General features: G+C 46.0%; 20 protein-coding genes and 1 pseudogene. 10 read left to right on the plus strand and 11 right to left on the minus strand.

The window, feature by feature from the left end:
* Positions 1-111 precede the first annotated feature (111 nt).
* Entirely contained in the window at positions 112-762 is a 651-nt protein-coding gene (locus QUA71_RS17095; protein WP_333286723.1) for a nucleoside triphosphate pyrophosphatase, read from the plus strand.
* Between the two features lie 161 nt (positions 763-923).
* Here the strand turns inward: QUA71_RS17095 and QUA71_RS17100 are convergent, their stop codons facing one another.
* A complete protein-coding gene (locus tag QUA71_RS17100; RefSeq protein ID WP_333286725.1) occupies positions 924-1,838 on the minus strand; it encodes a calcium-binding protein in 915 nt (304 codons plus the stop codon).
* Between the two features lie 302 nt (positions 1,839-2,140).
* On the opposite strand from QUA71_RS17100, the gene eno reads away from it, so the two are divergent.
* On the plus strand, positions 2,141-3,421 hold the full coding sequence (gene eno, locus QUA71_RS17105; protein ID WP_445243792.1) for a phosphopyruvate hydratase: 1,281 nt from the start codon (positions 2,141-2,143) through the stop codon (positions 3,419-3,421).
* 169 nt (positions 3,422-3,590) lie between these two features.
* Here the strand turns inward: eno and argC are convergent, their stop codons facing one another.
* Positions 3,591-4,649 carry an N-acetyl-gamma-glutamyl-phosphate reductase gene (argC, locus tag QUA71_RS17110; RefSeq protein WP_190659031.1) on the minus strand — a complete coding sequence of 353 codons (1,059 nt, stop codon included), beginning with the start codon at positions 4,647-4,649 and terminating at the stop codon, positions 3,591-3,593.
* 446 nt (positions 4,650-5,095) lie between these two features.
* Between argC and QUA71_RS17115 the strand changes: the two genes are divergently transcribed.
* Complete coding sequence (locus QUA71_RS17115) at positions 5,096-6,112, plus strand: sulfate/molybdate ABC transporter ATP-binding protein (protein WP_333286727.1); 1,017 nt, start codon at positions 5,096-5,098, stop codon at positions 6,110-6,112.
* 120 nt (positions 6,113-6,232) lie between these two features.
* Here the strand turns inward: QUA71_RS17115 and QUA71_RS17120 are convergent, their stop codons facing one another.
* From QUA71_RS17120 to QUA71_RS17130, 3 genes are all read right to left on the minus strand, one after another.
* Positions 6,233-6,574, minus strand: coding sequence for a low temperature-induced protein (locus QUA71_RS17120; protein WP_333286729.1), 342 nt, complete (start codon positions 6,572-6,574; stop codon positions 6,233-6,235).
* Positions 6,575-7,008: 434 nt separating this feature from the next.
* The gene (hisF, locus tag QUA71_RS17125; protein WP_006635853.1) at positions 7,009-7,800 is read right to left on the minus strand and encodes an imidazole glycerol phosphate synthase subunit HisF; all 792 of its coding nucleotides are present in this window, start codon (positions 7,798-7,800) and stop codon (positions 7,009-7,011) included.
* Between the two features lie 560 nt (positions 7,801-8,360).
* Entirely contained in the window at positions 8,361-8,645 is a 285-nt protein-coding gene (locus QUA71_RS17130) for an ATP-binding protein (protein ID WP_333286824.1), read from the minus strand.
* A gap of 91 nt (positions 8,646-8,736) precedes the next feature.
* Between QUA71_RS17130 and QUA71_RS17135 the strand changes: the two are divergent.
* Together QUA71_RS17135 and QUA71_RS17140 are read left to right on the plus strand one after the other, a co-directional pair.
* A pseudogene (locus tag QUA71_RS17135) lies at positions 8,737-9,934 on the plus strand (ISAs1 family transposase).
* Between the two features lie 679 nt (positions 9,935-10,613).
* On the plus strand, positions 10,614-10,754 hold the full coding sequence (locus QUA71_RS17140) for a hypothetical protein (protein WP_333286731.1): 141 nt from the start codon (positions 10,614-10,616) through the stop codon (positions 10,752-10,754).
* A gap of 530 nt (positions 10,755-11,284) precedes the next feature.
* Here the strand turns inward: QUA71_RS17140 and QUA71_RS17145 are convergent.
* Positions 11,285-11,521 (minus strand): hypothetical protein, encoded by a 237-nt coding sequence (locus QUA71_RS17145; protein ID WP_333286733.1) that lies wholly within the window; start codon positions 11,519-11,521, stop codon positions 11,285-11,287.
* A 164-nt stretch (positions 11,522-11,685) separates the two neighbouring features.
* Here QUA71_RS17145 and QUA71_RS17150 point away from each other — a divergent pair, with 164 nt between their 5' ends.
* The 3 genes from QUA71_RS17150 to nadB all read left to right on the plus strand — a co-directional run bounded on the left by QUA71_RS17150 (position 11,686) and on the right by nadB (position 15,314).
* The gene (locus QUA71_RS17150; protein WP_333286735.1) at positions 11,686-12,645 is read left to right on the plus strand and encodes an adenylate/guanylate cyclase domain-containing protein; all 960 of its coding nucleotides are present in this window, start codon (positions 11,686-11,688) and stop codon (positions 12,643-12,645) included.
* 252 nt (positions 12,646-12,897) lie between these two features.
* Positions 12,898-13,332 (plus strand): photosystem II complex extrinsic protein PsbU, encoded by a 435-nt coding sequence (gene psbU, locus QUA71_RS17155; RefSeq protein ID WP_333286737.1) that lies wholly within the window; start codon positions 12,898-12,900, stop codon positions 13,330-13,332.
* A gap of 329 nt (positions 13,333-13,661) precedes the next feature.
* The gene (gene nadB, locus QUA71_RS17160; protein WP_333286739.1) at positions 13,662-15,314 is read left to right on the plus strand and encodes an L-aspartate oxidase; all 1,653 of its coding nucleotides are present in this window, start codon (positions 13,662-13,664) and stop codon (positions 15,312-15,314) included.
* A gap of 21 nt (positions 15,315-15,335) precedes the next feature.
* On the opposite strand, the gene QUA71_RS17165 is transcribed toward nadB, so the two are convergent.
* The 4 genes from QUA71_RS17165 to btpA all read right to left on the minus strand — a co-directional run bounded on the left by QUA71_RS17165 (position 15,336) and on the right by btpA (position 20,748).
* Positions 15,336-15,608: a hypothetical protein gene (locus tag QUA71_RS17165; protein ID WP_333286741.1), complete on the minus strand. Its 273-nt coding sequence runs from the start codon at positions 15,606-15,608 to the stop codon at positions 15,336-15,338.
* A 574-nt stretch (positions 15,609-16,182) separates the two neighbouring features.
* On the minus strand, positions 16,183-18,318 hold the full coding sequence (locus QUA71_RS17170; protein WP_445243793.1) for a CHASE2 domain-containing protein: 2,136 nt from the start codon (positions 18,316-18,318) through the stop codon (positions 16,183-16,185).
* Positions 18,319-18,794: 476 nt separating this feature from the next.
* Positions 18,795-19,718 (minus strand): vitamin K epoxide reductase family protein, encoded by a 924-nt coding sequence (locus QUA71_RS17175; protein ID WP_333286745.1) that lies wholly within the window; start codon positions 19,716-19,718, stop codon positions 18,795-18,797.
* Between the two features lie 142 nt (positions 19,719-19,860).
* On the minus strand, positions 19,861-20,748 hold the full coding sequence (gene btpA, locus QUA71_RS17180) for a photosystem I biogenesis protein BtpA (protein WP_138921119.1): 888 nt from the start codon (positions 20,746-20,748) through the stop codon (positions 19,861-19,863).
* 418 nt (positions 20,749-21,166) lie between these two features.
* Between btpA and QUA71_RS17185 the strand changes: the two genes are divergently transcribed.
* Positions 21,167-22,153: an SGNH/GDSL hydrolase family protein gene (locus QUA71_RS17185; protein ID WP_333286826.1), complete on the plus strand. Its 987-nt coding sequence runs from the start codon at positions 21,167-21,169 to the stop codon at positions 22,151-22,153.
* A 282-nt stretch (positions 22,154-22,435) separates the two neighbouring features.
* Here QUA71_RS17185 and QUA71_RS17190 read toward each other — a convergent pair whose 3' ends face one another.
* A complete protein-coding gene (locus QUA71_RS17190) occupies positions 22,436-23,488 on the minus strand; it encodes a Gfo/Idh/MocA family protein (RefSeq protein WP_006635844.1) in 1,053 nt (350 codons plus the stop codon).
* Positions 23,489-23,994: 506 nt separating this feature from the next.
* On the opposite strand from QUA71_RS17190, the gene QUA71_RS17195 reads away from it, so the two are divergent.
* Positions 23,995-24,651, plus strand: coding sequence for a hypothetical protein (locus QUA71_RS17195; RefSeq protein ID WP_333286747.1), 657 nt, complete (start codon positions 23,995-23,997; stop codon positions 24,649-24,651).
* Positions 24,652-24,669: the final 18 nt, after the last annotated feature.

The raw sequence follows: 24,669 nt of genomic DNA on the forward strand, positions 1-24,669 counted from the left end.
TCGCTGTTGACTGTTGACTGTTCGCTGGAAACCTCACCACAGTTAACTGACAACTGACAACTGTCAACTGTCAACTGTCAACTGTCAACTGTCAACTGAACTTCTTAACTTATGAAAATTCCAACTTTTGTATTAGCTTCAGCTTCTCCAGCGCGCCGTCGCCTGCTAGAAAATGCCGGCATTCAAGCTGTGATTTGCCCCAGCGACTTTGATGAAGCGCAAATACAAATGAGGGATGCCAATAATTTAGTGCAGGTTTTAGCAGAGGGAAAAGCTGAGGCTGTAGCTAAGTTTTTACTGGCTAATTCTCACCCGCAAATCCCTAATCCCAAATCTTGTTTGGTTTTGGGATGCGATTCAATTTTGCTCATAGAGGGCGAAATTCACGGCAAACCCAAGGATGCGGAAGAAGCAATCTCGCGCTGGCAGAAAATGCGCGGTAAGGTGGGCGAACTGTATACGGGTCATGCTTTAATTGATACTAAATTCGAGGACTTGGGTGAGGCCAGGTCGCGATCGCTCATTCGCTGTCAAGTTACAAAAGTTCATTTTGCGGAAGTTACCTCGCGCCAAATAGCGGCTTACGTCGCTACCGGAGAGCCCCTCGCCTGTGCAGGCTGTTTTGCACTCGAAGGTAAAGGCGGTCTTTTTGTCGAAAAAATCGAAGGATGTCACACAAATGTGATTGGTTTGAGCTTACCTCTGCTGCGGCAAATGCTCACCGAAATGGGATATGATGTGGCGGATTTCTGGCAATCTTAAATATTGTTGAATTTATGTCAGGAATCGGGAGGTAGAGCCTCGCTTATATGCCTACCCAGGCAGAGCCTGGGAACGAGGATTGAGAGCCTTGTTGTTGTCGGATGGGCGTTTCGTTCCGCCCGTCCGTGCTATGCAGATTAGCCTTGCCCAGCAGTTGGTAATTATCCTAGAGCGATCGTCCCATCCGATACAGATATAAACTGAAGTTGATCCGGGGAAACATCCTTCACCAAACCCAAGATATTGCCACTGCTAGCTTCCCGAATCACCGTCGCCTTAGTATCCAGCAATCTCAACTCCAGAGTTCGAGGCTGTTCCGGAGGAAAAGGGCCGCTGCTATCGTAATCTCTGGCATCACCAATTGTCAAAAACCTTTCGCTCAAAACAATATCATTTCGCGTCAGTCCTCCGCCCAATCCAATTACATCACCTTGAGCCGGATTGTAATCGAGAATAAAATCTGCCGGCACTTCATCTACATCAAAATTGCCACTAGGAGATGGTTGAAGCGAACCAATCTCCCCCGAAGTTGCTCCCACTTCTGTGCGGAGGACAAACATATCTGCGCCTTCACTTCCCCAAAGTCTATCAATTCCAGCATCACCGATTAGAGTATCATTCCCACTCTCTCCTACTAAAGCATCATTCCCTTTACCACCGCGAATAAAGTCATTAGCCGTGCCTCCATAAACGTAGTCATCACCTTGATCTCCGCTGACAAAATCGCTGCCACATTCTCCATAAAGAATGTCAAAATCTTGGCCACCGCGAATAGTATCGCTGCCGCAACCTCCGATTAAAGTATCTCTGCCACTGTTACCGTTCATCAGTTCCGCACCACCGGAACCTCTGACAAAATCGTTACCATCTAAAGCCCGCAAACCTCCGGGAGTATTCCGCAGAATTCCATTTGCTAATTGAAATGCGTCGTCATTGGAAGTTAAGTCAAAAAAGTTGGGGTCGCTGCCTGGATTTGGCAAGGGCGCTGTGAGCAATTTGATGTTTGGGGGATCGGCAATAATTGGGTCTGAATTTTCAGCTAATGCTCTAATTTCTCCGATATTTGTTTCTAACATCTTAAGTTTCTCCTTTTTTGATTGACTTTGTTGATATTCTGATTTTAACAAAGGTTCCAATTAAGAAATATGCGGGAATCTGGGGTTAAAACAATCAAATTATTGTCAAAATTGCCGGAGGTGTTTATTCAACAAGCATAGCTTATTGACACCAATCTGCTCGTCCCAATCCGCAAATATTTTGAACTGTGTACCAATAATTCAGGGGATCGCGTACTCTATTACCCGTCAGCAGTCAGCGTGGGAAAACCCAGAGACTGCTAATTGTCATGAAACCTTGAGTTAAGTCCGGAATAATTAATATGCTAGACACTGCGATCGAATCTATTCAAGCCAGAGAAATCCTCGACTCCCGTGGCCGCCCCACCATTGAAGCTGAAGTTTACCTAGCCAACGGTGTTGTGGGGCTCGCACAAGTCCCCAGCGGTGCCTCTACAGGCTCTTTTGAAGCCCACGAACTCCGCGATGATGACAAAACCCGTTACGGCGGCAAAGGAGTCCTAAAAGCCGTCGCTAACGTCGAACACAAAATTGCCCCCGCTTTGGCTAATCTCGATGCGATCGACCAAGCACTGGTAGACAAAACCATGATTGACTTGGACGGTTCCCCCAACAAATCCCACCTCGGCGCTAATGCCATTCTCGGAGTCTCCTTAGCCACAGCAAAGGCGGCCGCCGAGACTTTAGGACTCCCCCTTTACCGCTACTTGGGCGGGCCCTTGGCGAACGTTTTGCCAGTACCACTGATGAACGTGATCAACGGGGGATCTCACGCTAACAATAATGTGGACATTCAAGAATTTATGATTGTCCCTGTGGGTGCGCCCTCTTTTAAAGAAGCTTTACGCTGGGGTGCAGAGGTATTTGAATCCTTGAGTAAAGTCTTAAAAGCTGAGGGTTTGCTGACTGGTGTGGGTGATGAAGGCGGTTTTGCGCCTAATCTTAAATCCAATCAAGCAGCTTTGGATTTGTTGATTGCAGCTATTGAAAAAGCTGGCTATAAACCGGGTGAACAAGTTGCTTTGGCTTTGGATGTTGCTGCTAGCGAATTTTACAAAGATGGGCAATATACTTACGACGGTGTGGCTCATTCGCCGGCAGAATTAATCGATTATTTGGATGGTTTGGTGAGTCAATATCCCATTGTTTCCATTGAAGATGGTTTGCACGAAGACGATTGGGACAGTTGGGTAGCGCTGACGCAGAAAATGGGCAGCAAGGTTCAGTTGGTAGGTGACGATTTGTTTGTTACTAATCGCACCCGGCTGCAAAAAGGAATTGATTTGAAAGCTAGCAATTCGATTTTGATTAAGCTGAATCAAATTGGTTCTTTGACAGAGACTTTGGATACGATCGACCTGGGCAAACGGAACAGCTATCGATCGATCATCAGCCACCGTTCCGGTGAAACTGAAGATACCACCATTGCCGATTTAGCCGTAGCGACTCGCGCCGGTCAAATCAAGACTGGTTCTTTGTGTCGCAGCGAACGAGTTGCTAAATATAACCGTTTATTGCGGATTGAGGATGAATTGGGCGATCGGGCAATTTATGCTGGGTCGATCGGTTACGGGCCTAAATAACACTTGGTAATCGCTAATCCTCGTTCCCAGGCTCTGCCTGGGGACGCAGATCCGGAGGCTCTGCCTCCAATTTTCCTCGGGTCTTCGAGGCTCTTCCTCTGGATATCGGTTCCCAGGCAGAGCCCGGGAACCAGTTAACCAGTTAAATCTGGATATTACCGCTCCTCAATTAAGGATAGAAAGCCAATTGTGGCAAACCCAAAGTTTCTTCCCAGCCCATCATCAAGTTCATGCACTGGATGCCTTGACCGGCTTGTCCCTTAATTAAATTGTCGATCGCCGAGAGCACAATCACTCTGTCAGTACGCGGATCGACTTCGATGCCGATATAACAAAGATTCGTGCCACAAGCCCATTTTGTTTGCGGGTAAACTCCAGCCGGCAACACTTTTACCCAAGGACAATTGCGGTAAAAAGCGCTGAAAATCGTGATTAAATCTTCTCGCACCAAACCCGGATCGCGCAAAGTTGCGTAAACAGTCGCCAGAATTCCGCGCACCATCGGAATTAGGTGGGGAGTAAACTGAACTTTAATATCGTGTCCCGCTAAATCGCTGCAAATCTGCTCGATTTCTGGCGTGTGGCGGTGGCGGCCAACGCCGTAAGCGCCCAGAGAACCCTCTGCTTCAGCCAACAAGAGATTAACTTCGGCTTTGCGTCCCCCTCCCGAAGTACCGGATTTGGCGTCGATAATGGCTGTTTCTGGCACAATGAGACCTTGTTTGAGCAAAGGTGCCAGGGCCAATAAACTAGCAGTGACGTAGCAGCCGGCACAGCCTACTAACTGAGCGTCTTTAATTCGATCGCGATACAATTCTGGCAAACCGTAAACAGCCGTTGCAGCCACTGAGGAGTCCGATCGCTCGCCCCCGTACCAAGCTTTGTAAGTTTCCTGATTTTCAAATCTGTAGTCAGCCGACAAATCCAAGACTTTGCAGCCTTTTTCGAGCAGCGTCGGTGCCATTTTGCAAGCTAAACCGTTCGGCAGCGACAGAAACACAACTTCACATTTGGCCGCTATTTTGTCTAGGTCGATCGCCTCCACTGTCAAGTCAGTGCAGTTAGTCAAATGCGGATAAAGGCTGGAAAAAGGTTTTCCCGCACTGCTATCCCCGCCCAAATAAACTACTTCAGCCGCCGGGTGGTCCGCCAGCAGTCGCACAAGTTGCACGCCGCCGTACCCTGAAGCGCCGATAATTCCTACAGGCACACGTCCAACATCTCCCATTTTCCTTTATCCCCTCAGCCGTTGAAGTCAAAAACGCTTGAACTTTTGCTGCATTGTAGTACCAAACGCCAACTTTGGTGGCAAAGAATTGTGTTGTTTTGTTTTGGATGTGCATTTTTGTTACTTTTCCGGTGTGTGACCCCGCCCAAAAACGGATACAAAGCCCCGACTCCTTTCCTGGAGAACCCAAAATTTTAGACCAAAGTTCTATCTTCCAGATTTAAAGCTGCAAGTAAATCTAAAATCTAAAATCTAAAATCTAAAATCGACTGACCGATCGCCAAAACCATAAAATTAACAAACGGATGTGCGATCGTGGTATAAAAAAACTTACTTTAACCCATCCCCAAACCGGAGATTAACATTTTTCCCTTTTGCCTCTTGTCTCTTGCTTCTTTCCTCTTGCTTGTTCCCTCTTCCGTCTTCCCCCTTCCTTCTTCCTACCTATGGGCATAGTTGTAGAAAACGTATCAAAACAGTTTGGCAGTTTCCAAGCACTCGATCGAGTCAGCTTAGAAATTGAATCGGGTTCCCTAGTCGCATTGCTAGGCCCGTCTGGTTCCGGCAAGTCTACACTGCTGCGGTTGATTGCTGGTTTAGAAATGCCCGACTCCGGCAAAATCTGGCTAACAGGCCAAGATGCCACAAATACTAGCGTCCAAGAGCGCAAAATTGGGTTCGTGTTTCAGCACTACGCGCTATTCAAGCACATGACAGTGCGAAAAAACATCGCTTTCGGGATGCAAATTCAGAAAACACCGCCGGCGAAAGTCAAATCGCGGGTAGAAGAATTGTTGAATTTAGTGCAATTGGCAGGATTGGGCGATAGATACCCGTCGCAACTTTCAGGAGGCCAGCGGCAGCGGGTGGCCCTCGCCAGAGCTCTGGCTGTGGAACCGAAAGTGTTACTGCTAGACGAACCTTTTGGGGCTCTCGATGCCAAAGTTCGCAAAGACTTGCGTGCTTGGTTGCGGCGACTGCACGACGAAGTTCACGTTACCACAGTCTTTGTGACGCACGATCAAGAAGAAGCGATGGAAGTTGCCGATCACATTACAGTAATGAATAAAGGTAAAATCGAACAAGTAGGAACACCCGCAGAAATTTACGACCATCCAGCGAGTGCTTTCGTCATGAGTTTTATCGGCCCAGTCAATGTCTTGCCTAGCAGTTCGAGGATGTTTCAAGACAACGGCTTTGACTCAGCCAACCCGGAGATTTTTTTGCGCCCTCACGACGTAGTAATTGAAACTACAGAAAATAGTGCAACAGTGCCTGCAAGAATCAGTCGCTTGATTCATTTGGGATGGGAAATTCAGGTAGAATTAACCTTAGATGACGGTCAAGTAGTAAACGCTCATTTGACGAGAGAAAGATTCGATAGCTTACACTTGCAGCCCCAGCAAAGAGTGTTCGTAAAGCCGAAAGGTGCCAAGTCGTTTCCACTTTTTTATTCAATCTGATACCAATTCTGAAAACTAGAGATAAATTTAGATTGGATACGACATTTCAAGGGACACGGCACCGCGCCGTGTCCCTAATCTTTTATACTGACAACTGTCGGCTGACTACTGCGCGCTAAGTTAGTCTTTGATTTTGCTGACAGCTTTTTTGACTTGTTGCTCAAAGGATGTAGTATTTGTGTTGGAAGGATTCTTCATTTTTTCAATGTCAGCGTCTCCCTGAACTTCGTTAGGCCCTTTGCTCGCTTTTTCTTGAGTTTCTTCCAAGGACATCGGTTTTTTCAAGACAACTTCTTGAGATTCTTTTTCAATACCCAAAAGTTGGTCTTCGCCTTTAGTGGGGCTGCTGGTAACGGCAAAAGCGGGGAAAACATTAGAAACAAACATCAAGGCACAAAAACAAACAGCTATTAAAGTGCGAACTAAACGCTTAGCAGGGAAGTTAAAGCTGATAAAAGACATACAAAATTTCTCCGTTTTTAGTAGTTTTGATCGCTAAGATTGTTAACAGGCTGAAACTCACTCATATTCTGCACAATCTTTAACTCAAGTTTGAGAAAAGCAACCGTTGCTTTCTTTCAAATTGAGCTAACATATAATATTTAGCTGAAAAAGTGGGTATTTGAAATCCTTCTCAGGGAATATTTCTAGATGACAGGCGTCGGTTGCCCCAAGACATTTATGTAGAAGGCACTTGTGTAGAATCAAAAAAATTCTCTATAAGTGCCTTCGGAGGCGCCTCACATAGCGGTATCAATGTCAGTAACTGGTTCGATCGTGGGGTGGGGGCGGGTTTATTTAGCCTGGTTGCAATGTGAGAGGGCGCTTGAGTGAACCCGCAGAGCGGTTTGTTGAAAATGTTGCAAGATATGAGATGCGCCCGACTATCCACTGAACTAATGACTAATAACTAATGGCTGCTGCTGTCGCACGGGAACTTGACATTTTGCTAGATAAGTTTTAATTTCTCCTACACTGAGTTGCCCGTAATGCAGCAGGGAAGCCAGCAGTGCAGCTTCTGCTTTGCCCTCAGTCACGGCTTCATAGATGTGGTGGCAGTTGCCGGCGCCCCCGGAAGCAATGACGGGAATTTCGACAATTTCGGCAATGCTTCGAGTTAATTCCAAATCGTAACCGGCTTGAGTGCCGTCCGAGTCCATGCTTGTCACCAGAATTTCGCCCGCGCCGCGCTGTTCGGCTTCTTTGGCCCAGGCGATCGCATCTTTTCCGGTATTTTCTCGCCCTCCGCGCACGTACACGTCCCAACCAGGATTATCTGCGTCTTGCCGTTTGCGGGCGTCGATCGCCACTACAATGCACTGATTACCAAATCGATCGCTGGCTTTGTCAATTAAACTCGGATCGCGCACCGCCGCCGAATTAATACTCACCTTATCAGCGCCCGCCCTCAATAAACTTTTAATTGTGTCTAAGGATTGGATACCGCCGCCCACCGTCAAAGGGATAAATACTCGATCGGCCGTTCGGTACACCACATCGATCATAATATTCCGGTCTTCGTGAGTCGCTGTAATGTCCAGAAACACCAACTCGTCAGCACCCGCATCATTGTAAACCTGAGCCATTTCTACCGGATCGCCAGCATCCTGAAGATTGACAAAATTGACACCTTTGACCACGCGACCGGCTTTCACATCCAGACAAGGTAAAATTCTTTTCGACAACATACAATTCTCTTCCAATTTAACTTACTCGGCGGGAAGTGCCCCGCTATAACTGTACTCTTCTTAGCGGTGGGATGAAAGCCAGGGTTGTTTTTTGCCGTCCAGCTTGTGGTCTTCACTCCTAGCTGGAGAACGAGTTGGACAGGCAAGAAATAACCAATCTCTCAGTTATCACAAGACGGTTACAATAAATAAAATTCGTTTTAAAAATTTGATAAATCATCATAAATGCCCCAACGATTGCCACAAACAAGCAGTCAAAAGCGAGATCTAGCGCATTTAGCACCTACTCTAGCATAGAGGATTTTTAATCTTAGTGGTTTCCTACCCTCCTTACCAACAGTTAATCTCAGAACAAAAAACCTTAATCCGTCCGATTCGGAGCCTGCTATAAAATTAAATTTATTCAAAACCTTTCTGCTGGGATAGACGTTGACACGCCACAGCTTCTTGCGGTTTTGCCAGATTTATTAAAAATCGCTGATGCTCATAATAATGGGGGGTATGTAAAGTACGCACTTTTCTAACAATTGTTTTTTACGCTGCAATTATGAGCAATGGTTTTACTTGGGAATACTCACTACTGCTGGCAGTATAATAGTAAAATTAGACCCCTTACCAATCTCGCTTTCAACTAAGGTGTCGCCACCCCTAATCCGAGACAAATTTCTAGTAATTGCTAACCCTAATCTAGTACCCCCATACTTTCGGGTAGTTGAAGCATCAGCCTGGGTGAATGGTTGGAACAATTTTCCCATTCGTTCTGGATCTATGCCAACGCCAGTATCACTTATCTTAAATAAAATATACGGAATGGCTGATTCCTGTTCTTCCCCATCGGCTATCAGGGTAAACGCATCTTAACTTGAACCCAAAATATGCTACAGTTAAATCCGACTAAATTTCCATGTAGTTTGTTGTAGTTTATTGGTGCTGTCAATGGCAAGAGGTTTTAGTAAAGCTGTAAGTTCCAGACAAAAACAAACAGATTCATTGACAGAAATGAATATTTTAAATGCCAGCTTTTTCGAGCATTTTGCAAATTTAGAAGACCCAAGAATAGAAAGAAGTAAAGAACATTTACTCAAAGATATTATAGCGATTGCGATTCTAGCTATCATCAGTGGTGCAGACGGATGGGTGGCAATAGAAGCCTATGGTAATGCCAAATATGAATGGTTGAAAAGCTTTCTAGAATTAGCGAATGGTATACCATCTCATGACACATTTAGTCGGGTATTTGCCCGAATTGAACCACAACAGTTTCAAGAATGTTTTTTGAGTTGGGTAAATGCGATAGTAGGGGAATTAGAACTAAACGTGATTGCCATTGATGGCAAAACAATGAAACAATCTTATGACCGAAATGACCAGCAAAAAGCGCTACATATAGTTACTGCCTGGTCTTCATCTCATCAATTGGTTTTAGGACAAAAAAAAGTCGATAAAAAATCTAATGAACTGACAGCCATTCCGGAATTAATAGAAATGTTAGAAATTGCCGGAAGTGTAATAACCATCGATGCCATGGGATGTCAGAAAGACATAACATCTCTGATTGTTACGAAAAAAGGAGATTATATTTTAGCTTTAAAAGGGAATCAAAAACTCCTATACAAAGCCGTGAAAGAGTGGTTTGAAGTAGCACAAAAAGGCGATTATTTAGGTAAAAGTATGATTATTATGAACAAGTAGAAGCGGGACATCATCGAGTGGAAAAAAGACAAGTCTGGACGGTGGATGTATCCGAGCTACCACCTCTGCATAATCAAGAATTATGGACGGGATTAAAAACAGTTGTCATGATAGTTAGTGAACGACGGTTGTGGAATAAAACCACCAGTGAAGCTCGTTTTTACTTGAGTAGTTTAAGCAGTAATGCTGAAAAAATGCTGGGGCGATCCGCAGTCATTGGGGCATTGAAAATAGCTTACATTGGACGCTTGATGTTACATTTTGTGAAGATGAAAGCCGGATTCGGAAACAGAACTCTCCCGAAAATTTTGCACTTCTACGTCGCTTGGCTATAAATTTACTAAAACAAGAAAAAACTTCTAAACAAAGTCTAAAAATGAAGCGGTATCGAGCGGCTATGGACAATAATTATTTAGTTCAAATTTTAAACTCTGCTAGTTAATGCTCTAAGTCTAACACCTATTTAAGAAGGAAAATTATCCGGCTTTAAGAAGTTTAGAAAATCTTAAGGTTCTGATTTAATCTGCTTAAGTGGGTTAAAGTTAAGCATTTAAAGAAAGTTTTTTGAGTTATTTAGTAATACACAAATTCAGGTTTTTGTCAAATTAATTTAGATGCGTTTACCCTGCATCGGCTATGCCAGATTTTCTATATTTCCTTTATAAATTAATATTAATTTGCCATTTTTTTGTAAATTTGCTGGCGTTACTAAGCAGATTAAATAAGCAGGGTTCCCTTAAACCATTGCCTGGTAAGTTTTCTAGCTTGCTTGTTACCCCGCTAGCTCAGTTTTGCTTCATAAAGTGCTATTTACCAGATGCGATTGCCCTGTCACCCAAAACTGCATCATTTGAGTTCACTAAACCTATGCAGAGCATTCATCAACTTCTTTGAAGGACGGGCATCTTTCCCGAAGTTCTAGTCAACGCATGACCAGCAATCAATTCAGTACCCACAAAAAGTACAAATTGTTGGTGAGAATTTCCTCAATTTTCTAGGAAAGCTGGGGAGGGTTTTTGCTACAATCAACCACAAAATCTCAAAATATAAACCGTAAGTAGCATAAAATATCTCGCCAACATTCAGGTTGAAATCGTCACCATAAAGCTCGTATAGTGGCCATGGCTCACGAAAAACTGGCAAACAATAGTGAAAATTTCCAGGAAAAATTATCTCCTAAGTTGGTGCAGAAAAACCAAGTTATCTTTGTTGAAAATGTGGCAGTTAATAACATGGTAAAAAATCATTACCTAGCCAAATAAATTAGGAATGGCGGATGGTCTAAATTGACCCGAACGCTGAAATACAAGGCTGAAAGAGACGGTAAAACTTACCTAGACATGGGTCGGTTTTTTGCGCCATAGAGTAAGAGTTGCCACGTAGGTCTGAATCAGGTGGGTAGCCTTCCGTTGGAAGTGCGAAGCTGGACTTATTGCAACTGCCAAACTAAGCACGATACAGATGTGAATTCTGCTATCATTATTGGCGATGAAGGGCTTGGATTATTAGCGTTATGAACTACCACTACTGCCCAGGGACGGAATGTAAGTTCGACGTTTGGAAGGAAATCTTCGATACGATCGGCTGTTCCGATTGAAATTGGAAGCCTACACCATAGGGAGCCGTGGTTGGTGTTGGTAGTTCACAGAACTCTCGATCTGCATACCAGCTCACACCCCCTACCCGCGCCTAGCTCTACCGTGTACAGAGAAGTTGCTCGCTGACCCATATTGTAGAAACCCTGTTTCCTAGAATCTTGATTTCTCGTTTTGCCGAATCAATAACTTAAAATTCAGGAAAATAAGCTTCCTTTCTGAGATTCATGCAAAACTTGGGTTTCAGGAATTGTGTTGAAAGATTTCGGACTTGTGGGTACAGGGTAGCTGGCTAGCCAGAGAGCCATTTTCCCACTTTTTTCTGGTCCATCAAAATAAATAAAAGTTGTCTCCGCTCCGGGGCAGGCAGTATTATCAGGTACAATCTTGGTAGACAGTATGTTTTTACTGGCGGCTTTTGTAGATCGAATCATAAATACCTTCGCTCGCTCGATCGAATTTATGGTTCTGAAATCCTGCAGGGGCTAGGTGCATCGATGATGGACTAAAAAATCTAAAATCTGAAGTCTCAACTCTCAAATCGGTTAATTTTGTGTCGTTTCTAGGACTGTTGTGACGAGTGCAACCCAATCCACATATGGTACTTCGCACAGAAGGCGGCAATCGCTACTTGCCGCTCGCCGGCAGCAATTGCTGGACAGTAGGGCGGAGCGATGACAATAATTTTGTACTGACAGATCGCTGGATTTCCCGTAATCACGCGATGTTACAGCAAATGGAGACAGGAGAGTTCTACCTGATCGACTTGGGCAGCCGCAATGGTTCCTTTGTCAACGGGCGGCGGGTCAGTATTCCTGTCACTCTCCGAAATGGCGATCGGATTATTTTCGGTCAAACCGAATTGGACTTCTACAACCCAACCGCGGGCCATCGGCACGATCCAATACACGATACAGACTCTGAAGATTTTACGGCGACTTTGACGGTGCGTAGCCTGATTAGCGTCATGGTAATGGACATCCGAGACTTTACAGTTTTGACTAGGCAGCTAGACGAAACCCTCCTCTCGGAAGTCATCGGCAATTGGTTCCGCAAAGCAGGACAGATCATTCGCGAACACGGCAGTTGGGTGGACAAATACATCGGTGATGCGATCATGGCAGTCTGGTTCCACAAAACCAGCGGTGTCAGCAGCGAGGAAATGATGCGGATTTGCCAAGCTTTGAGCGAACTGCACAAGGCAACAGACGAACTCAGCAGCCGTTACCCCCTACCTTTTCCTTTGCGAGTCGGGGCGGGAATCAATACCGGTTATGCAATGGTGGGAAATTCTGGCAGCAGCGACCGATCGGACTACACCGCCTTGGGAGATACTGTAAACGCAGCATTTCGCCTGGAGTCTTGCACCAAGCAACTTGGCAAGGATATCGCTGTGGGAGAAACGACCTACAAATACCTGACGCAATTGGGGGCCGAGGGCGCTTTCGAGCCACACACCGTGGCTTTGAAGGGTTACGACACTCCCAGCCTGACTTACGCTGGTACTTATGCTGACTTGAACGCTTTTCTCAAAACGAAAGGAAAGAGTTCTCGATAGCTAGAAAATTGCGTGCAGGGCAAAAATTAACCCTTTAAAATGGCAGTCCGAGTTTTTAATTTGGAGTGCCTTTTATAAACTGGCCTGGGATGCTAAAAAGTCAGTTAATATCATATATCGTCTGCCTTGTCAATACCAAAATGTAAAGTTTATAACAGCCCTCTACCTATTGCGGATTTATCTGAAAAACTGCATAAGCAAAATGGTAGTCTCTACATAAATGCTGTGTATGAAATTGGGAGACAAAACTTCATGAAACGATTGGGTCGTCTATTGGCAGTATTGGGCTTAGTGCTGGGCTGCTTTGCATGGGCTGGAGACCAAAGCGCGATCGCGGCGTCATTAAGCCGTATCGTCTTGCCATCATCCTCGCTCCTAGCTGTTGAAGCTCCGGCTAGAACCAATCGCGCCGATGAGAAGCTGGCCACAGAATACGGCAAAAAACTTGATTTGAACAACAGCGCCGTCAGGGACTTTCGGGAATTTCGAGGGTTGTATCCCACTTTAGCTCGACTAATTATTAAGAATGCTCCTTACGAAAATGTTGAGGACGTACTCAATATTTCAGACTTGACGGATGCTCAGAAAAAAGTGCTGCAAGCTAACTTGGACAAATTCACCGTAACTGAGGTTGAATCAGTCTTTATTGAAGGAGACAACAGGTTGAATAATGGTCTGTACGACTAGGTAGCAGCGGGTCTCATTTGAAGGCAGAAGTCATTGGGCAGAAGGCATTCGGCAGAAAGAAAAAATTTTTTTTCTATAGGCTGATGACTTCTGCCTTTAATTTCTGGAGACTTACTTTCAACCACCATTGGGCAAAAGCCTGCAAAAATTCCCTAGATTGAAATAAGCGGGTTCCCCAGATTCCTCTGTAGACTCAATTCTTTAATCTAAAATCTAAAATATAAGCTCGATCGACTGACATTAGTTCAAGTCCCCAGATTCATCTGTAGACTCAATTCTAAAATCTAAAATCTAAAATCTAAAATCTAAAATTGACTGGCGGCAGACTTATGACTGACAAATTTGACGTATTGGTAATAGGTGCTGGCGCGGCGGGTTTGTATACAGCACTTTGCCTGCCAGAGCATTTGCACGTGGGCTTGATCAATAAAAATACCCTACCTGTTTCTGCCAGCGATTGGGCTCAAGGAGGGATTGCCGCAGCGATCGCCCCTGAAGATTCGGCAGCGCTGCACATTCAGGATACACTGGCTGCAGGAGCCGGTCTTTGCGATTTGGATGCGGTGAAATTTTTAGTTGAGGAAGCTTCAGCCTGCATTGACTCCCTAGTGAAAATGGGCGTTGCATTCGATCGCACCGGCCCAGATTTAGCCCTCACCCTAGAAGCAGCCCACTCCCGCCGCCGAGTTCTCCACGCCGCCGACACTACGGGCAAAGCCGTGATCGCTACGCTGACAGCAAAAGTATTGAGCCGCAAAAACATTCAACTCGTATCTCCTGCCTTTGCTTTGAGTCTGTGGCTAGACGAAACCGGGCGCTGCCAGGGGATTAGCTCGATTTGTGGCTCACAAGTCAAGTGGCTGCAGGCCAAAGCCGTGGTGCTGGCGACAGGCGGTGGCGGACAGGTTTTTGCTCAAACGACCAATCCGTCGGTAAGTACCGGGGACGGGGTGGCAATTGCGTGGCGCGCCGGGGCGCTGCTGCGAGACTTAGAATTTGTGCAGTTTCACCCGACGGCGCTGAGCACAGCGGGCGCGCCTCGGTTTCTCATTAGCGAGGCGGTGCGGGGAGAAGGAGCTCATTTGGTTGACAGTAAGGGATATCGCTTTGCTTTTGACTCTCACCCCAGCGGGGAACTCGCCCCTAGGGATGTTGTCAGCCGCGCTATTTTCCGCCACTTGCAAAAGACGGGGGAACCTCATGTTTGGCTGGATTTGCGGCCGATTGCGGTCGATCGACTGCGCTACAGGTTTCCCAATATTATTCAAGTGTGCGCTGATTGGGGAATTGATATTTTTTCCGAACCGGTGCCGGTGACGCCCGCAGCCCATTACTGGATGGGAGGGATTGTCGCTGACAAGTTTAACCAAACTTCGATTCCGGGTTTGTACGCGGTGGGAGAAACTGCGAGCACGGGGGTACACGGCGCTAATCGGTTGGCGAGCAATTCGCTGCTGGAATGTCTGGTTTTTGGGGCGCAGATGGGGCTTTTGCAGCTAGAAGGTGGAACGCCCGAGGCATTCGCCGATCAGTTCGAGGCGGGGGAAATCTTGGAAAAATCGATTTCTGAAAAGGACATTGAGGCGATCGAAAAGTTGCGGGTCGAATTGCCGAACTTGGTGTGGCAGAGTGCGGGAATTTGCCGGGGACAACGCGATTTGGAAAGTGCGATCGTCCAACTTGAGATTTGGCGGCAAGAATTTGCTTCGTTGCCTTTGAGTCAAACGCTTGATAATTTACGACCCGGACAAATTATTGATTTTTCCCCTGCTGAGGCGGAAAATAGCTCGATTTTGCGAAATTGGGGAGAAGTGGGGAATTTATTGGATATCGGCTATTTAATTGTCAAAAGTGCTGCGTTTCGCACTGAAAGTCGCGGCGGTCATTACCGAGTGGACTATCCCCTCACCGATCCGGATTGGTGCAGCCATACTTTAATTAACCAATCGAATTGGTACAAATCTCCGCGAATAGAAGATTGAAAATTTATTGAAAATTTGGGGTCAGCGCGTCCCCGTACCGTCACTTTTGGGGTTGCCGTTCGGGTCTGGTTCGTATTCTTTTGGGTAATCGGGAAACCTAGAGGTTTGTGCAACTGTCAAAACTCTCGGGGTCGATGGCCTCGGGCTCTCGCCCGCGCTACGGGCTTTTGTGAAATTGCTAGTTGAGTTGCTGGCAAGTCGAGCCGCATTTGCGGTGCCGACTATATTCACTTGCAGGCAGGCCGCCAGGGTTGCCGTTGTTGTGAGCTGAATCAAAGTACGCATAGTATTCACAGCCTTATTCAAATCATCGCAATAGATCCACGTCTGTACCACCTATTATATCTGTCAATTTCCGTATTTCCACGGATATCTTTACATTTACTTTAATTAACTTTCATAAGTTTACATAAATTTTTTTACATTAAGGCTTTTTGGCGATTTGAATTTGGTTTCACGTTGTGATTTATTTTAATATTTTGTAACATTGAGATAAGACGGCAAGTTGCTCTCATAAGTTTTATATTTGGCTAAATCTATCTAATGACAGATGACTGATTAGAGAATTTTAAATTATGTGATTTTAGATTTTAGACTTCCCTACTTTGGACATTTTTTTGAACGGTTTCAAAAAGCTTAGAGGGCTTACAGTTTAAGGAGCGAGCTATTTTTTTAAGTTAGCTGCACAGGGGACGCCTGAAATAATATCTTCCTCACGACCCAATTAGGGTTTGAGATCTAGAAATTGCTCAAATTTTGCGTGAAATAATTGAGATTTTCGATAAAAAATTGAATAATTACAAATGACTTATCAATATCCGGGTGGGGACTTTACCTACAGTTGCATTATTTTTTTAAGGGATCTTAATTAATAAAAGTGATATTGATTTTTCCCGCGTTCCTTAGCACGATACATCGCAACATCGGCATTCTTAACTAACATCTCTGGCTCTTGACCGTCAATGGGATATAAACTAATGCCAATACTTGTAGTTACAGAAACTGTATGTTCTTCTAAAATAAAAGGCTGCATGATGGCGTCGCAAATTTTTTCCGCTACTTTCGCAGCTTCCTCGCGACCTGGAATTGCGGGCAAAATGACTGTGAACTCGTCGCCGCCCAACCGCGAGATTGTATCGCTGCCGCGCAAGCATTTTTTGAGCCGACTCGCAACTGTTTTTAAGAGTAAATCGCCCACATTGTGTCCGAGAGTGTCGTTAATTGACTTAAATCCATCTAAATCTAAAAAGAGTAAAGCTACCAATTTCTGAGTGCTGGAGGCTATTTCTAGAGACCGATGCAAGCATTCGTAGAACCTTTGGCGGTTGGGCAAACCGGTAAGGGCATCGTGATAAGCTTGGTGGCTGAGCTCAGCATTTTTTTGTTCTAGGGCTTTTGCCCGGAGTTGGCGCTCGGTAATATCTCTGATTGCTCCGACTAAAAATAGGTTGCCGGCAGCATCTTTATGGAGGGATCTTTTAGTCGCAATTAGATGCGTAATTCCGTGAGCGTCAGTAAAATATTCTTCATTTTCTCGCGGCTGATGAGTTTGCAATACTAATTCGTCTTGCTGCCAAAATATCTCGGCTTCGGCTTGGGGAAATAAATCATAATCTGTGCGGCAGGTTAAAATTTCTAAAGGATAGCCAATAAACCGACAATATGCCTGATTCAAAACAACGCAGCGGTGATTTCGATCTTTGACAAAAATTGGATCGGGAATTGTATCGATTAGCGATTGTAAAAATTCTTTAGACCGTTTTAATTCTTCTTGCAAGTGAGCCAGATAACCCACAACTGCGACACCAGAACCCACAAGACTGAGGATTGGAGGAATTAACGGTAGCCACCAACCTGCTAAGAATGCTAAGTATAAAGTGGCACTCAGACCTAGACAGATACTTAATAAACAGTAAGCCGATCGACCAAGCGATCGCAAATTCCAACTCACATTTGCTCCCGCCCAAGACCAGAGTAAAATCCACAGCAACTCCGCAGCCTCTGGCCAGACATTGATACCCCCGCGCCCGTCGAGGGCCGCACTCAAAATTTGGCTCAAGAAATGAGCCTGAAGCTCGACTCCCGGTATTTGCTGGGGAGGACCAAACCAACCCGAGCTGTAAGCATTTTGGTAAAAGTCTCTGAGGCTGGGGGCAGTTGAGCCGATCAAGACAGCGCGCGATCGTACAAAATCAGCGGGTACTTTGCCAGAAAGCACATCGCTCATCGATGCAGTGCGAAAACTGCCTCGCGGGCCGCGCAGGTTGGTCAAAATTTGATAGCCACGGCTGTCCGCTCGAACGTAAGCACCATCATTCGGTTGGAAAGGCCGAAAAACCCCCTTGCCTAACTGCAAGTATTTAGGATTGGCTTTTGCGGATTGAGGGGAAATTCCTTCGCTTTTGAGGTAAAGCAAAGCCAGTCTGAGTGCAAAACTTTTATGAGTTTTGCCGTCTCCGGGCCAAGCGTAGAGCAAAGTTCGCCGCACTTTTGAGTCAGCGTCGATGACAACATTGTTGAAACCAATTCGATCGAGCTGGTCAAGTACCGGAGGTGGCCGAACTCCGAACCTGGTTTCGTCTGGCATCAACTCAATGCCGATTAAGTTGGGAATATTTTTAAAAGATTTGACCAATTCGGCGTTACCCGGTTGAGTTGGCAAATCTCGGTAAACGTCGAGGCCGATCGCCCGCGGCTTGCCAGCGTGCAATTTTTGCAGCAATTGGGCCAATACAGCATCGGAAATTGGGTAGCCGTATTTTTGCAAGTCAGCTTCGTTAATTTCTACAATGACGATGCGCGAGTCAATTGGTTCGGCCGGCCGCCACCGCACAAAGTGGTCGAAAGCAGCCCATTCCCACACCTGAAAAAATCCGAACCAGCGCATTACAATGACCGTACTAGCAACGGCACTCGCAGTAATCAATACTCGGCGTTCTCGATCGACCCATTTTTTGATAGTTTTTAGCATATTTTGGGGATTTGGGCCTCGCCCTTTGAGCATCTAAACTACTACTACGTATAGGTTTTACATCTCCAGGGCGATCGGCTCAGTCGATTTTAGATTTTAGATTATCCAATTTTTTGGTTTTTCGGTGCGGGCGAGTCGATTTTAGATTTTAGATTTTAGATTTTAGATTAGCCAATTTTTTGGTTTTTCGGTGCGATCGGGCTGCAAGAGGAGAAACCGGGTTTCGCAACCAAAATATGTCATTTCAACAATCATTCTGGAAGCAGAAACCCGGTTTCTTGCTTTTATGTAAAAGTTTTAGTAATTATTCACCGATCTAAATACTAGAAACCCACCACTTCTTTTAAACTTTTTTCGTTATCACTAATTTTTACTATTTTTTTATTTATTATAGATGCCACATTTTAGATTGATTTCGCAGTACGAGCCAAGGATAAACTAAGTTAAAAACCCGGATATTTCCAGCGAATCAATCTAAAATCTGTCATCTATAATCTCAAACTTTTCTGTCAGTTTTGAAAGTTGCGCGGGCCGGTGTAACCTGATAAGTCAGAGAGTTTCTCCAAAGATTGGATTCCCGAATAAAACTGACCTTTAATTTCCCAAGTCGGGAAACCTTTAACATTCGCAGCAGCAGCTTGGCAAATTTCAGCGCGGGAATTTTGCCCCCTGGGATCGCATTCAACGTAATCGATTATGGCAGCACCTTCTTTACCAAAAAGCATTTTTTGGTCGTGGCAGTGGGGACACCAGTAAGCGCTGTATTGTTTCGCGCCAATTTGTCGGAGGTGGCGGGCCAAAGCAATTTGTGCCGGACCGGAGGTTGTAGTGACGGCAGGGGGTACAATTCCGGGGGTAGAGACAGTAGGACCAGGTGAGTTGACGCTGTTATAAAGTCCCAAGGCGCCGATCGAACTCACCATTGCCACCAAAATGCCTGTAAACACCAACTGTCCGATATCTTCCCACTCGCGCCCGACTAGCACCAGCACAAACAGCGACAGCGAAAATAAGGCAGAAGTGATGCAGTAAATGCACAGTTCCTGAATTTCAAAAGCCATCACATACATCAAATAGCTGCTGAAAATTACCAGCGCAGCGGTGATGATAAATAGCGCTTGCCAAGTGTTTTTTTCTAGTTGAGAGTGCAGTCCTTTCTGGGTGTCGGGATTTACAGCTTTGGGAGCCAATGCCAGGATTGCTATGCTTAGGTAAGCCAGACAGCCTAACAAACTTAAAGGCACTGTGCCAAAGACTGTAGCGTAGGGACTGTTGAGAACTTTGTCGCAGCCGCTGGTGGGACAAATGACCGAGCCAGTCGTGAATTTAGCGATCGTGAGATAGGCCGTTTCTACGACGCCTATGGCTGCGATCGCTGCCATCACAGTCCGAGACCAGCGATGAATCCAAGGGGTTGAACGTCGGCGAATCATTTTTTGATTGGGTAATTTGGGAATTGGGAATTGTTGACTGTTGACTAATGACTGTTAATTGTTAACTAATGACTGATGACTGATAACTGATAACTGATGACTACTGCCAACTGACTACTACCAACAGTCAACAATTCCCATTTTACGTTTTACTTGTGACTTTGCCCGGTTCCGGTGTTGGCCCTCTTGAGCCATTAGCATCTCTATTTTCCTGTTCGCGCTCTTTCTGTGACAAGCTGCGGCGGGCGGCTTCTACAAACTGACTGACGCGGATCGGATCGATAGGCTGCTCGATGCGGCCGTTTCGTTTCAGGGAACTCGATACGATTACGCCGTCAGCGGCCTGCATGAGGGTGGAAATGTTTTCCCACGAGGCGCCGCTGCCGATGAAAACTGGAATTCCCGCCGCTGCTGCACTCGCGAGTTCTAAGTCTTCGAGATTGGGAGGGCTACCAGTTGTCCAGCCCGAAAGGATTACGGCGTCGGCTAAAGCTCGCCCGATCGTCTCTTGGACGGCTGTGGTCAAGTTGGGGCTGCCTAGGGGTCGCCCGTGCTTGACTAACACGTCTGCTAATATTTTGACATCGCTGCCCAATTCCCGGCGGTAGCGCAGTAGCTGGTGAGCTTGGCCTTCAATTAAGCCTTGGTCTGTAGCCATGATGCCGTTGAGGACGTTGACGCGGATGAATTGAGCTCCTGTGCAGGAGGCGATGGCGATCGCGCTGTGGGCGTCGTTTCGCAGCACGTTAACGCCGATCGGCAGCGTCACGAGATTTGTTAGCCTCTCAACTACCAGAGTCATGGCACTTACCACCGCCGGATCTACGCTGTCTTTAGCAAAAGGAGCGTCGAAAAAGTTCTCGACTATGATACCGTTTGCGCCACCAGAAGCCAGCGCTGTAGCCTCTTGCTCGGCTCTTCCGATAATAGCTTTGAGGTTTCCGCCCCAGCGGGGAGAAGTTGGCAAAGGCTGTAAATGTACGACACCGATTATGGGATTCGGCGTTTTGAATATTTGTTTTAAGTCCACGGATTTTCCTGAAACCACCAAGTTCACTGACGGCTGACGGCGGATTTTGACGGTATATTCTAGAATTCTATATCCACGAGGGCGATCCGGTTGACTTAATCGGGTTGCCAAGTTGCTCAAAGCCCGACGGCATAACATTTTAGATTTTAGATTTTAGATTTTAGATTTTAGATTTTACAAGGACGACCTACTTACCTCACTCCAAGAGGGATACTTGCTTCAAGGCACGAGTCCTCAAAAGCCAAAAAAGTTTAGATTTTAGGGAGATTTCCCAGGTTCATCTGTGGAGTCAATGCTTTAATCTTTAATCTAAAATTGACTGACTACAATCGGGGTTGAGAGCTTGACTGCAGTTGCATTCTTTTTTATACCTTGGTGTCGGCAGGGGTTTTTCCTTCTCTATCGACGAGGTTAAGTGGTGAAAGTTTTTCTGATAATTTTGGCTGTCACCGCAGGATTATCGGCAGCAATCGAAGTGCTGGTGCGGGTGCTGCTGGGTTTTGGTCATCCCTTGATTTATATTGCCGATGCCGAGTGCGGCTATTTGTTGGCGCCTAACCAGAAGGTGCGTCGCTTGGGCAACCGGATTGAGATTAACGAGTATTCGATGCGTAGCGGAGCGATCGCCCCGATCGCCCCTCCAGAAACTCTGCGCGTCTTGCTGTTGGGAGATTCTGTCGCCAACGGCGGTTGGTGGACACATCAGACAGATACGATCTCGGAAATTATGGCTCGGAATTTGAGACTGCTAGTACAGAATCTGGCTAAAAATACACAATTAGGTTCACAAGTCAACTATTCAAATTTTGAAGTTCTCAACGCCTCAGCCAATTCTTGGGGGCCGAGGAATCAACTTGCTTACGCCAAGCGGTTCGGTGTTTTTGGGGCAAAGGCTTTGGTTTTGCTGCTCAATACTGACGATTTGTTTGCATCGGCTCCCTGCGATCTGGTTGTGGGACGCGATCGATCTTACCCGGATCGCAAACCCCGATCGGCTACGCTAGAGTTATTGAGCCGCTACCTGCTACCTGCAGTGCCGACTCGCCAATTGGCAGCACCCGGAGCCACAAGCAGCGATGTAGTAGCCTGCAACTTAGAGGCTATTCACCAAATCCAGAAAATAGCTGTATCCGCCAACATCGAGTTTTTGCTAGCCGTCACGCCCAAGCGGGGCGAACTCGGCGGCCCGGGCCCTCGCGACTGGGAAGTCAATGCTAGAGCGCGTCTCGCCGAACTCGTAGAAACAGAGAAAATTACTTACATAGATTTTCTTCCCATTTTCAATTGCGCGGCCGAATTTCCAACTTTGTATCGAGACAGCATTCACCTGAGTCCTCAAGGAAATCAGCTAGTTAGCAAAACCATCAGTCGTCAAATAGTTGGTCTTTTTTGGCATAAATCGTGACTTCACCTAAAGACGGATACTTGCCCACGACTTCTGTTGTCGAGAGCAAAAAAGTTGAAACCTTAGTTCAAGCCCCCAGATTCATCTGCAGAGTCAATCTAAGATCTAAAATCGCTCGACAGATCGCAACTCGACGCTCGCACTCGCCGAACTTCTCACGCCGAATAGTCCAATCTCAAATCGACTGACATCGAATCCGGTTGCATGGGAACAGTTACCCTCTTCAACGAACAACAAACCCAAACTGTAAAAGCACCCGGAAACGACACGATTTGTCTCGATTTAGCTAACTTGCAAAGTAGACTCTAGCTCTTTCGGATACCAAGCTTGACCGTCGAGAGCCATTTGCTCAATCAAACTCGCAAGCCGCAGAGCTTTGAGAGCTTGTTCTCCTCCCACAGAAGGCTGATTTCCACCTCGCACGCAATTAATAAAATGCTCCAATTCTGCGTGGAGCGGTTCAATATTGCTGGTGTAAACTTTCTCGATCAACCCATCTTGACGGTAAAGCACCTGACCGTAATCCGTCACGTAATTGGCGGTTGTTTGTCGGTGAATCAAGATTTCGTTGTTGAGAAAATCTGCCTCTGTCAGAGAATTCTTGCAGTGAGCCACGATTGAACGGAGTTTGCGGTGCGTCACCTTACTGGCAGTCAGGGTGGCGACAATGCCGTTAGCAAAGTTCAACGTCGCTGTCACGTAGTCTAAATAACCTGAATCTGAGGCCCTGCTGCCGCTGGCCGTCAGCTTCACCACTTGGGAATCTGCCAATTCCAAAAGCAAGTCGATGTCGTGGATCATTAAATCCAAAACTACCGATACGTCGTTAGCCCGCTGGGAATAGGGACTCATCCGGTGAGCTTCCAATGCCAGTAACTCTTCAGTTTTCAGCACTTTGCCGAGTTCCTGAAAAGCTGGATTGAAGCGCTCGATGTGACCCACTTGTAAAATCCGGTGGGCCTCAGCAGCCGCGTTGACCAAAGATTCGGCTTCGGCAATGCTAGCCGCGATCGGCTTTTCAATTAAAACGTGAACACCCGCTTGGAGACAAGACATCCCCACAGGGTGATGCAGGCGAGTTGGAACGGCGACGCAAACTGCATCTACGTGGGCGAGCAAATCTCGGTAGTCTTCAAAGAAGCGAACCCGGTATTTGCTTGCTACATCTATTCCCCGCTCTACATTTATGTCTGCAACACCCACGAGTTCGATATCTTTTAGCAAGCTCAGAACTCGCGTGTGATGCTGGCCCATATTGCCAACCCCAATCACCCCAATGCGGAGGGGTTCGGGTTGACTTCGCTGGGCGAAAACGTTTGCGTATCCCAATGACATCCTATCTAGCACTCCTGGATTCTCCTCCACCACCACAGGAATCAAGCCCCTTGGCTTCCCTCAGCTACTCACAGCCATCCAGATAGTACCACAGTCAAACTATTTGTGAAGAATTTCTAAGTTAAGTTGCGATTGTCGCATCAGGTAATTAAGCAGTAGCTCCTCATACACAAGGGCAGAATACAGCGGTAAAATGTCTGGAAATTGCGTATTGACAATATTTATTAAATGTGTATACAGAGCGGGACGATCGTCCGCAGCATCGCCACAACACAAACCCCTCGGAATATTTGGCTATTACGATAAAACATTTTTCTAGTTTGTGTTCAAAAGTAATAGTGAAAGTCATAAATTATACAAATACAACAGACGACGCATCCGTATTAGTTCGGTTATTTACCTTCGGCAATCTTTGACTTCAAAAAAATTTACTTTAAGAATGCGGATAATTACGGGCGATCGCTCACTCAAATAAACTAGACTTACGTAAAGTTTAATAAAAAACAATGAGTCACAAACAAATACCCAGATTAGGAAGTGCGATCGCTAGCACAATTTTAAGTGTGTTTTCAGCGGTGTCATTGGTAGGAGTAGACAAAGCACAAGCCGCCATACTCAACTACACTTTCGATGTGGAAGATGTTCCAGCTAGCGGTTTTTTTAAGGTGGATAACTCCTCGCTTACAGGAATAGGAGATGAATCAATTGCCGTTTCCGAGGGAAGAGCATACAATTTAATTCTTGGCTCTTCTTTTGAAGGAAGCAAAGAATACTACAATTTGGCAGGGTTTACAGCTTCATTTTATCAAGGGGATTTTCTCGGACTGAATGGTTATGGCTACGACACAGGGATCAGTGAATATATCAGTCCTCCAGACGAACCAGGAGGGCCTTATTTCTTCAGGCGGGAGGGCAGGGCAAGTTGGTCTATGGGTATTAACGGGGTGTATCCTCTGTTCTGGGGTTATACGGAGGTATATATTACGTCCAGTTATAGTGAGCCATACTTCGACGGGAGAAGGATCTATTACGATACCCCTGTTTCTTACACTCTAGTTAATACCGAACCCGAACCTGTTCCCGAGCCTCTCACCGCTGGGGCGGCAGCTCTAGCATTGGCAGGTTTAAGCTGGTTAAAACACAAGAAAAAAATCGCAGCTTGAAGTGCGATCGCACCTCAA

Source organism: Microcoleus sp. MON1_C5 (assembly GCF_036701875.1).
Taxonomy (GTDB): domain Bacteria; phylum Cyanobacteriota; class Cyanobacteriia; order Cyanobacteriales; family Microcoleaceae; genus Microcoleus.

Bases quoted from the DNA above. Each gene is read 5' to 3' on its own strand.
- QUA71_RS17095 (WP_333286723.1), top strand. From the start codon at position 112: ATGAAAATTCCAACTTTTGTATTAGCTTCAGCTTCTCCAGCGCGCCGT.
- QUA71_RS17100 (WP_333286725.1), bottom strand. From the start codon at position 1,838: ATGTTAGAAACAAATATCGGAGAAATTAGAGCATTAGCTGAAAATTCA.
- eno (WP_445243792.1), top strand. From the start codon at position 2,141: ATGCTAGACACTGCGATCGAATCTATTCAAGCCAGAGAAATCCTCGAC.
- argC (WP_190659031.1), bottom strand. From the start codon at position 4,649: ATGGGAGATGTTGGACGTGTGCCTGTAGGAATTATCGGCGCTTCAGGG.
- QUA71_RS17115 (WP_333286727.1), top strand. From the start codon at position 5,096: ATGGGCATAGTTGTAGAAAACGTATCAAAACAGTTTGGCAGTTTCCAA.
- QUA71_RS17120 (WP_333286729.1), bottom strand. From the start codon at position 6,574: ATGTCTTTTATCAGCTTTAACTTCCCTGCTAAGCGTTTAGTTCGCACT.
- hisF (WP_006635853.1), bottom strand. From the start codon at position 7,800: ATGTTGTCGAAAAGAATTTTACCTTGTCTGGATGTGAAAGCCGGTCGC.
- QUA71_RS17140 (WP_333286731.1), top strand. From the start codon at position 10,614: ATGGCTCACGAAAAACTGGCAAACAATAGTGAAAATTTCCAGGAAAAA.
- QUA71_RS17145 (WP_333286733.1), bottom strand. From the start codon at position 11,521: ATGATTCGATCTACAAAAGCCGCCAGTAAAAACATACTGTCTACCAAG.
- QUA71_RS17150 (WP_333286735.1), top strand. From the start codon at position 11,686: ATGGTACTTCGCACAGAAGGCGGCAATCGCTACTTGCCGCTCGCCGGC.
- psbU (WP_333286737.1), top strand. From the start codon at position 12,898: ATGAAACGATTGGGTCGTCTATTGGCAGTATTGGGCTTAGTGCTGGGC.
- nadB (WP_333286739.1), top strand. From the start codon at position 13,662: ATGACTGACAAATTTGACGTATTGGTAATAGGTGCTGGCGCGGCGGGT.
- QUA71_RS17170 (WP_445243793.1), bottom strand. From the start codon at position 18,318: ATGCTCAAAGGGCGAGGCCCAAATCCCCAAAATATGCTAAAAACTATC.
- QUA71_RS17175 (WP_333286745.1), bottom strand. From the start codon at position 19,718: ATGATTCGCCGACGTTCAACCCCTTGGATTCATCGCTGGTCTCGGACT.
- QUA71_RS17190 (WP_006635844.1), bottom strand. From the start codon at position 23,488: ATGTCATTGGGATACGCAAACGTTTTCGCCCAGCGAAGTCAACCCGAA.
- QUA71_RS17195 (WP_333286747.1), top strand. From the start codon at position 23,995: ATGAGTCACAAACAAATACCCAGATTAGGAAGTGCGATCGCTAGCACA.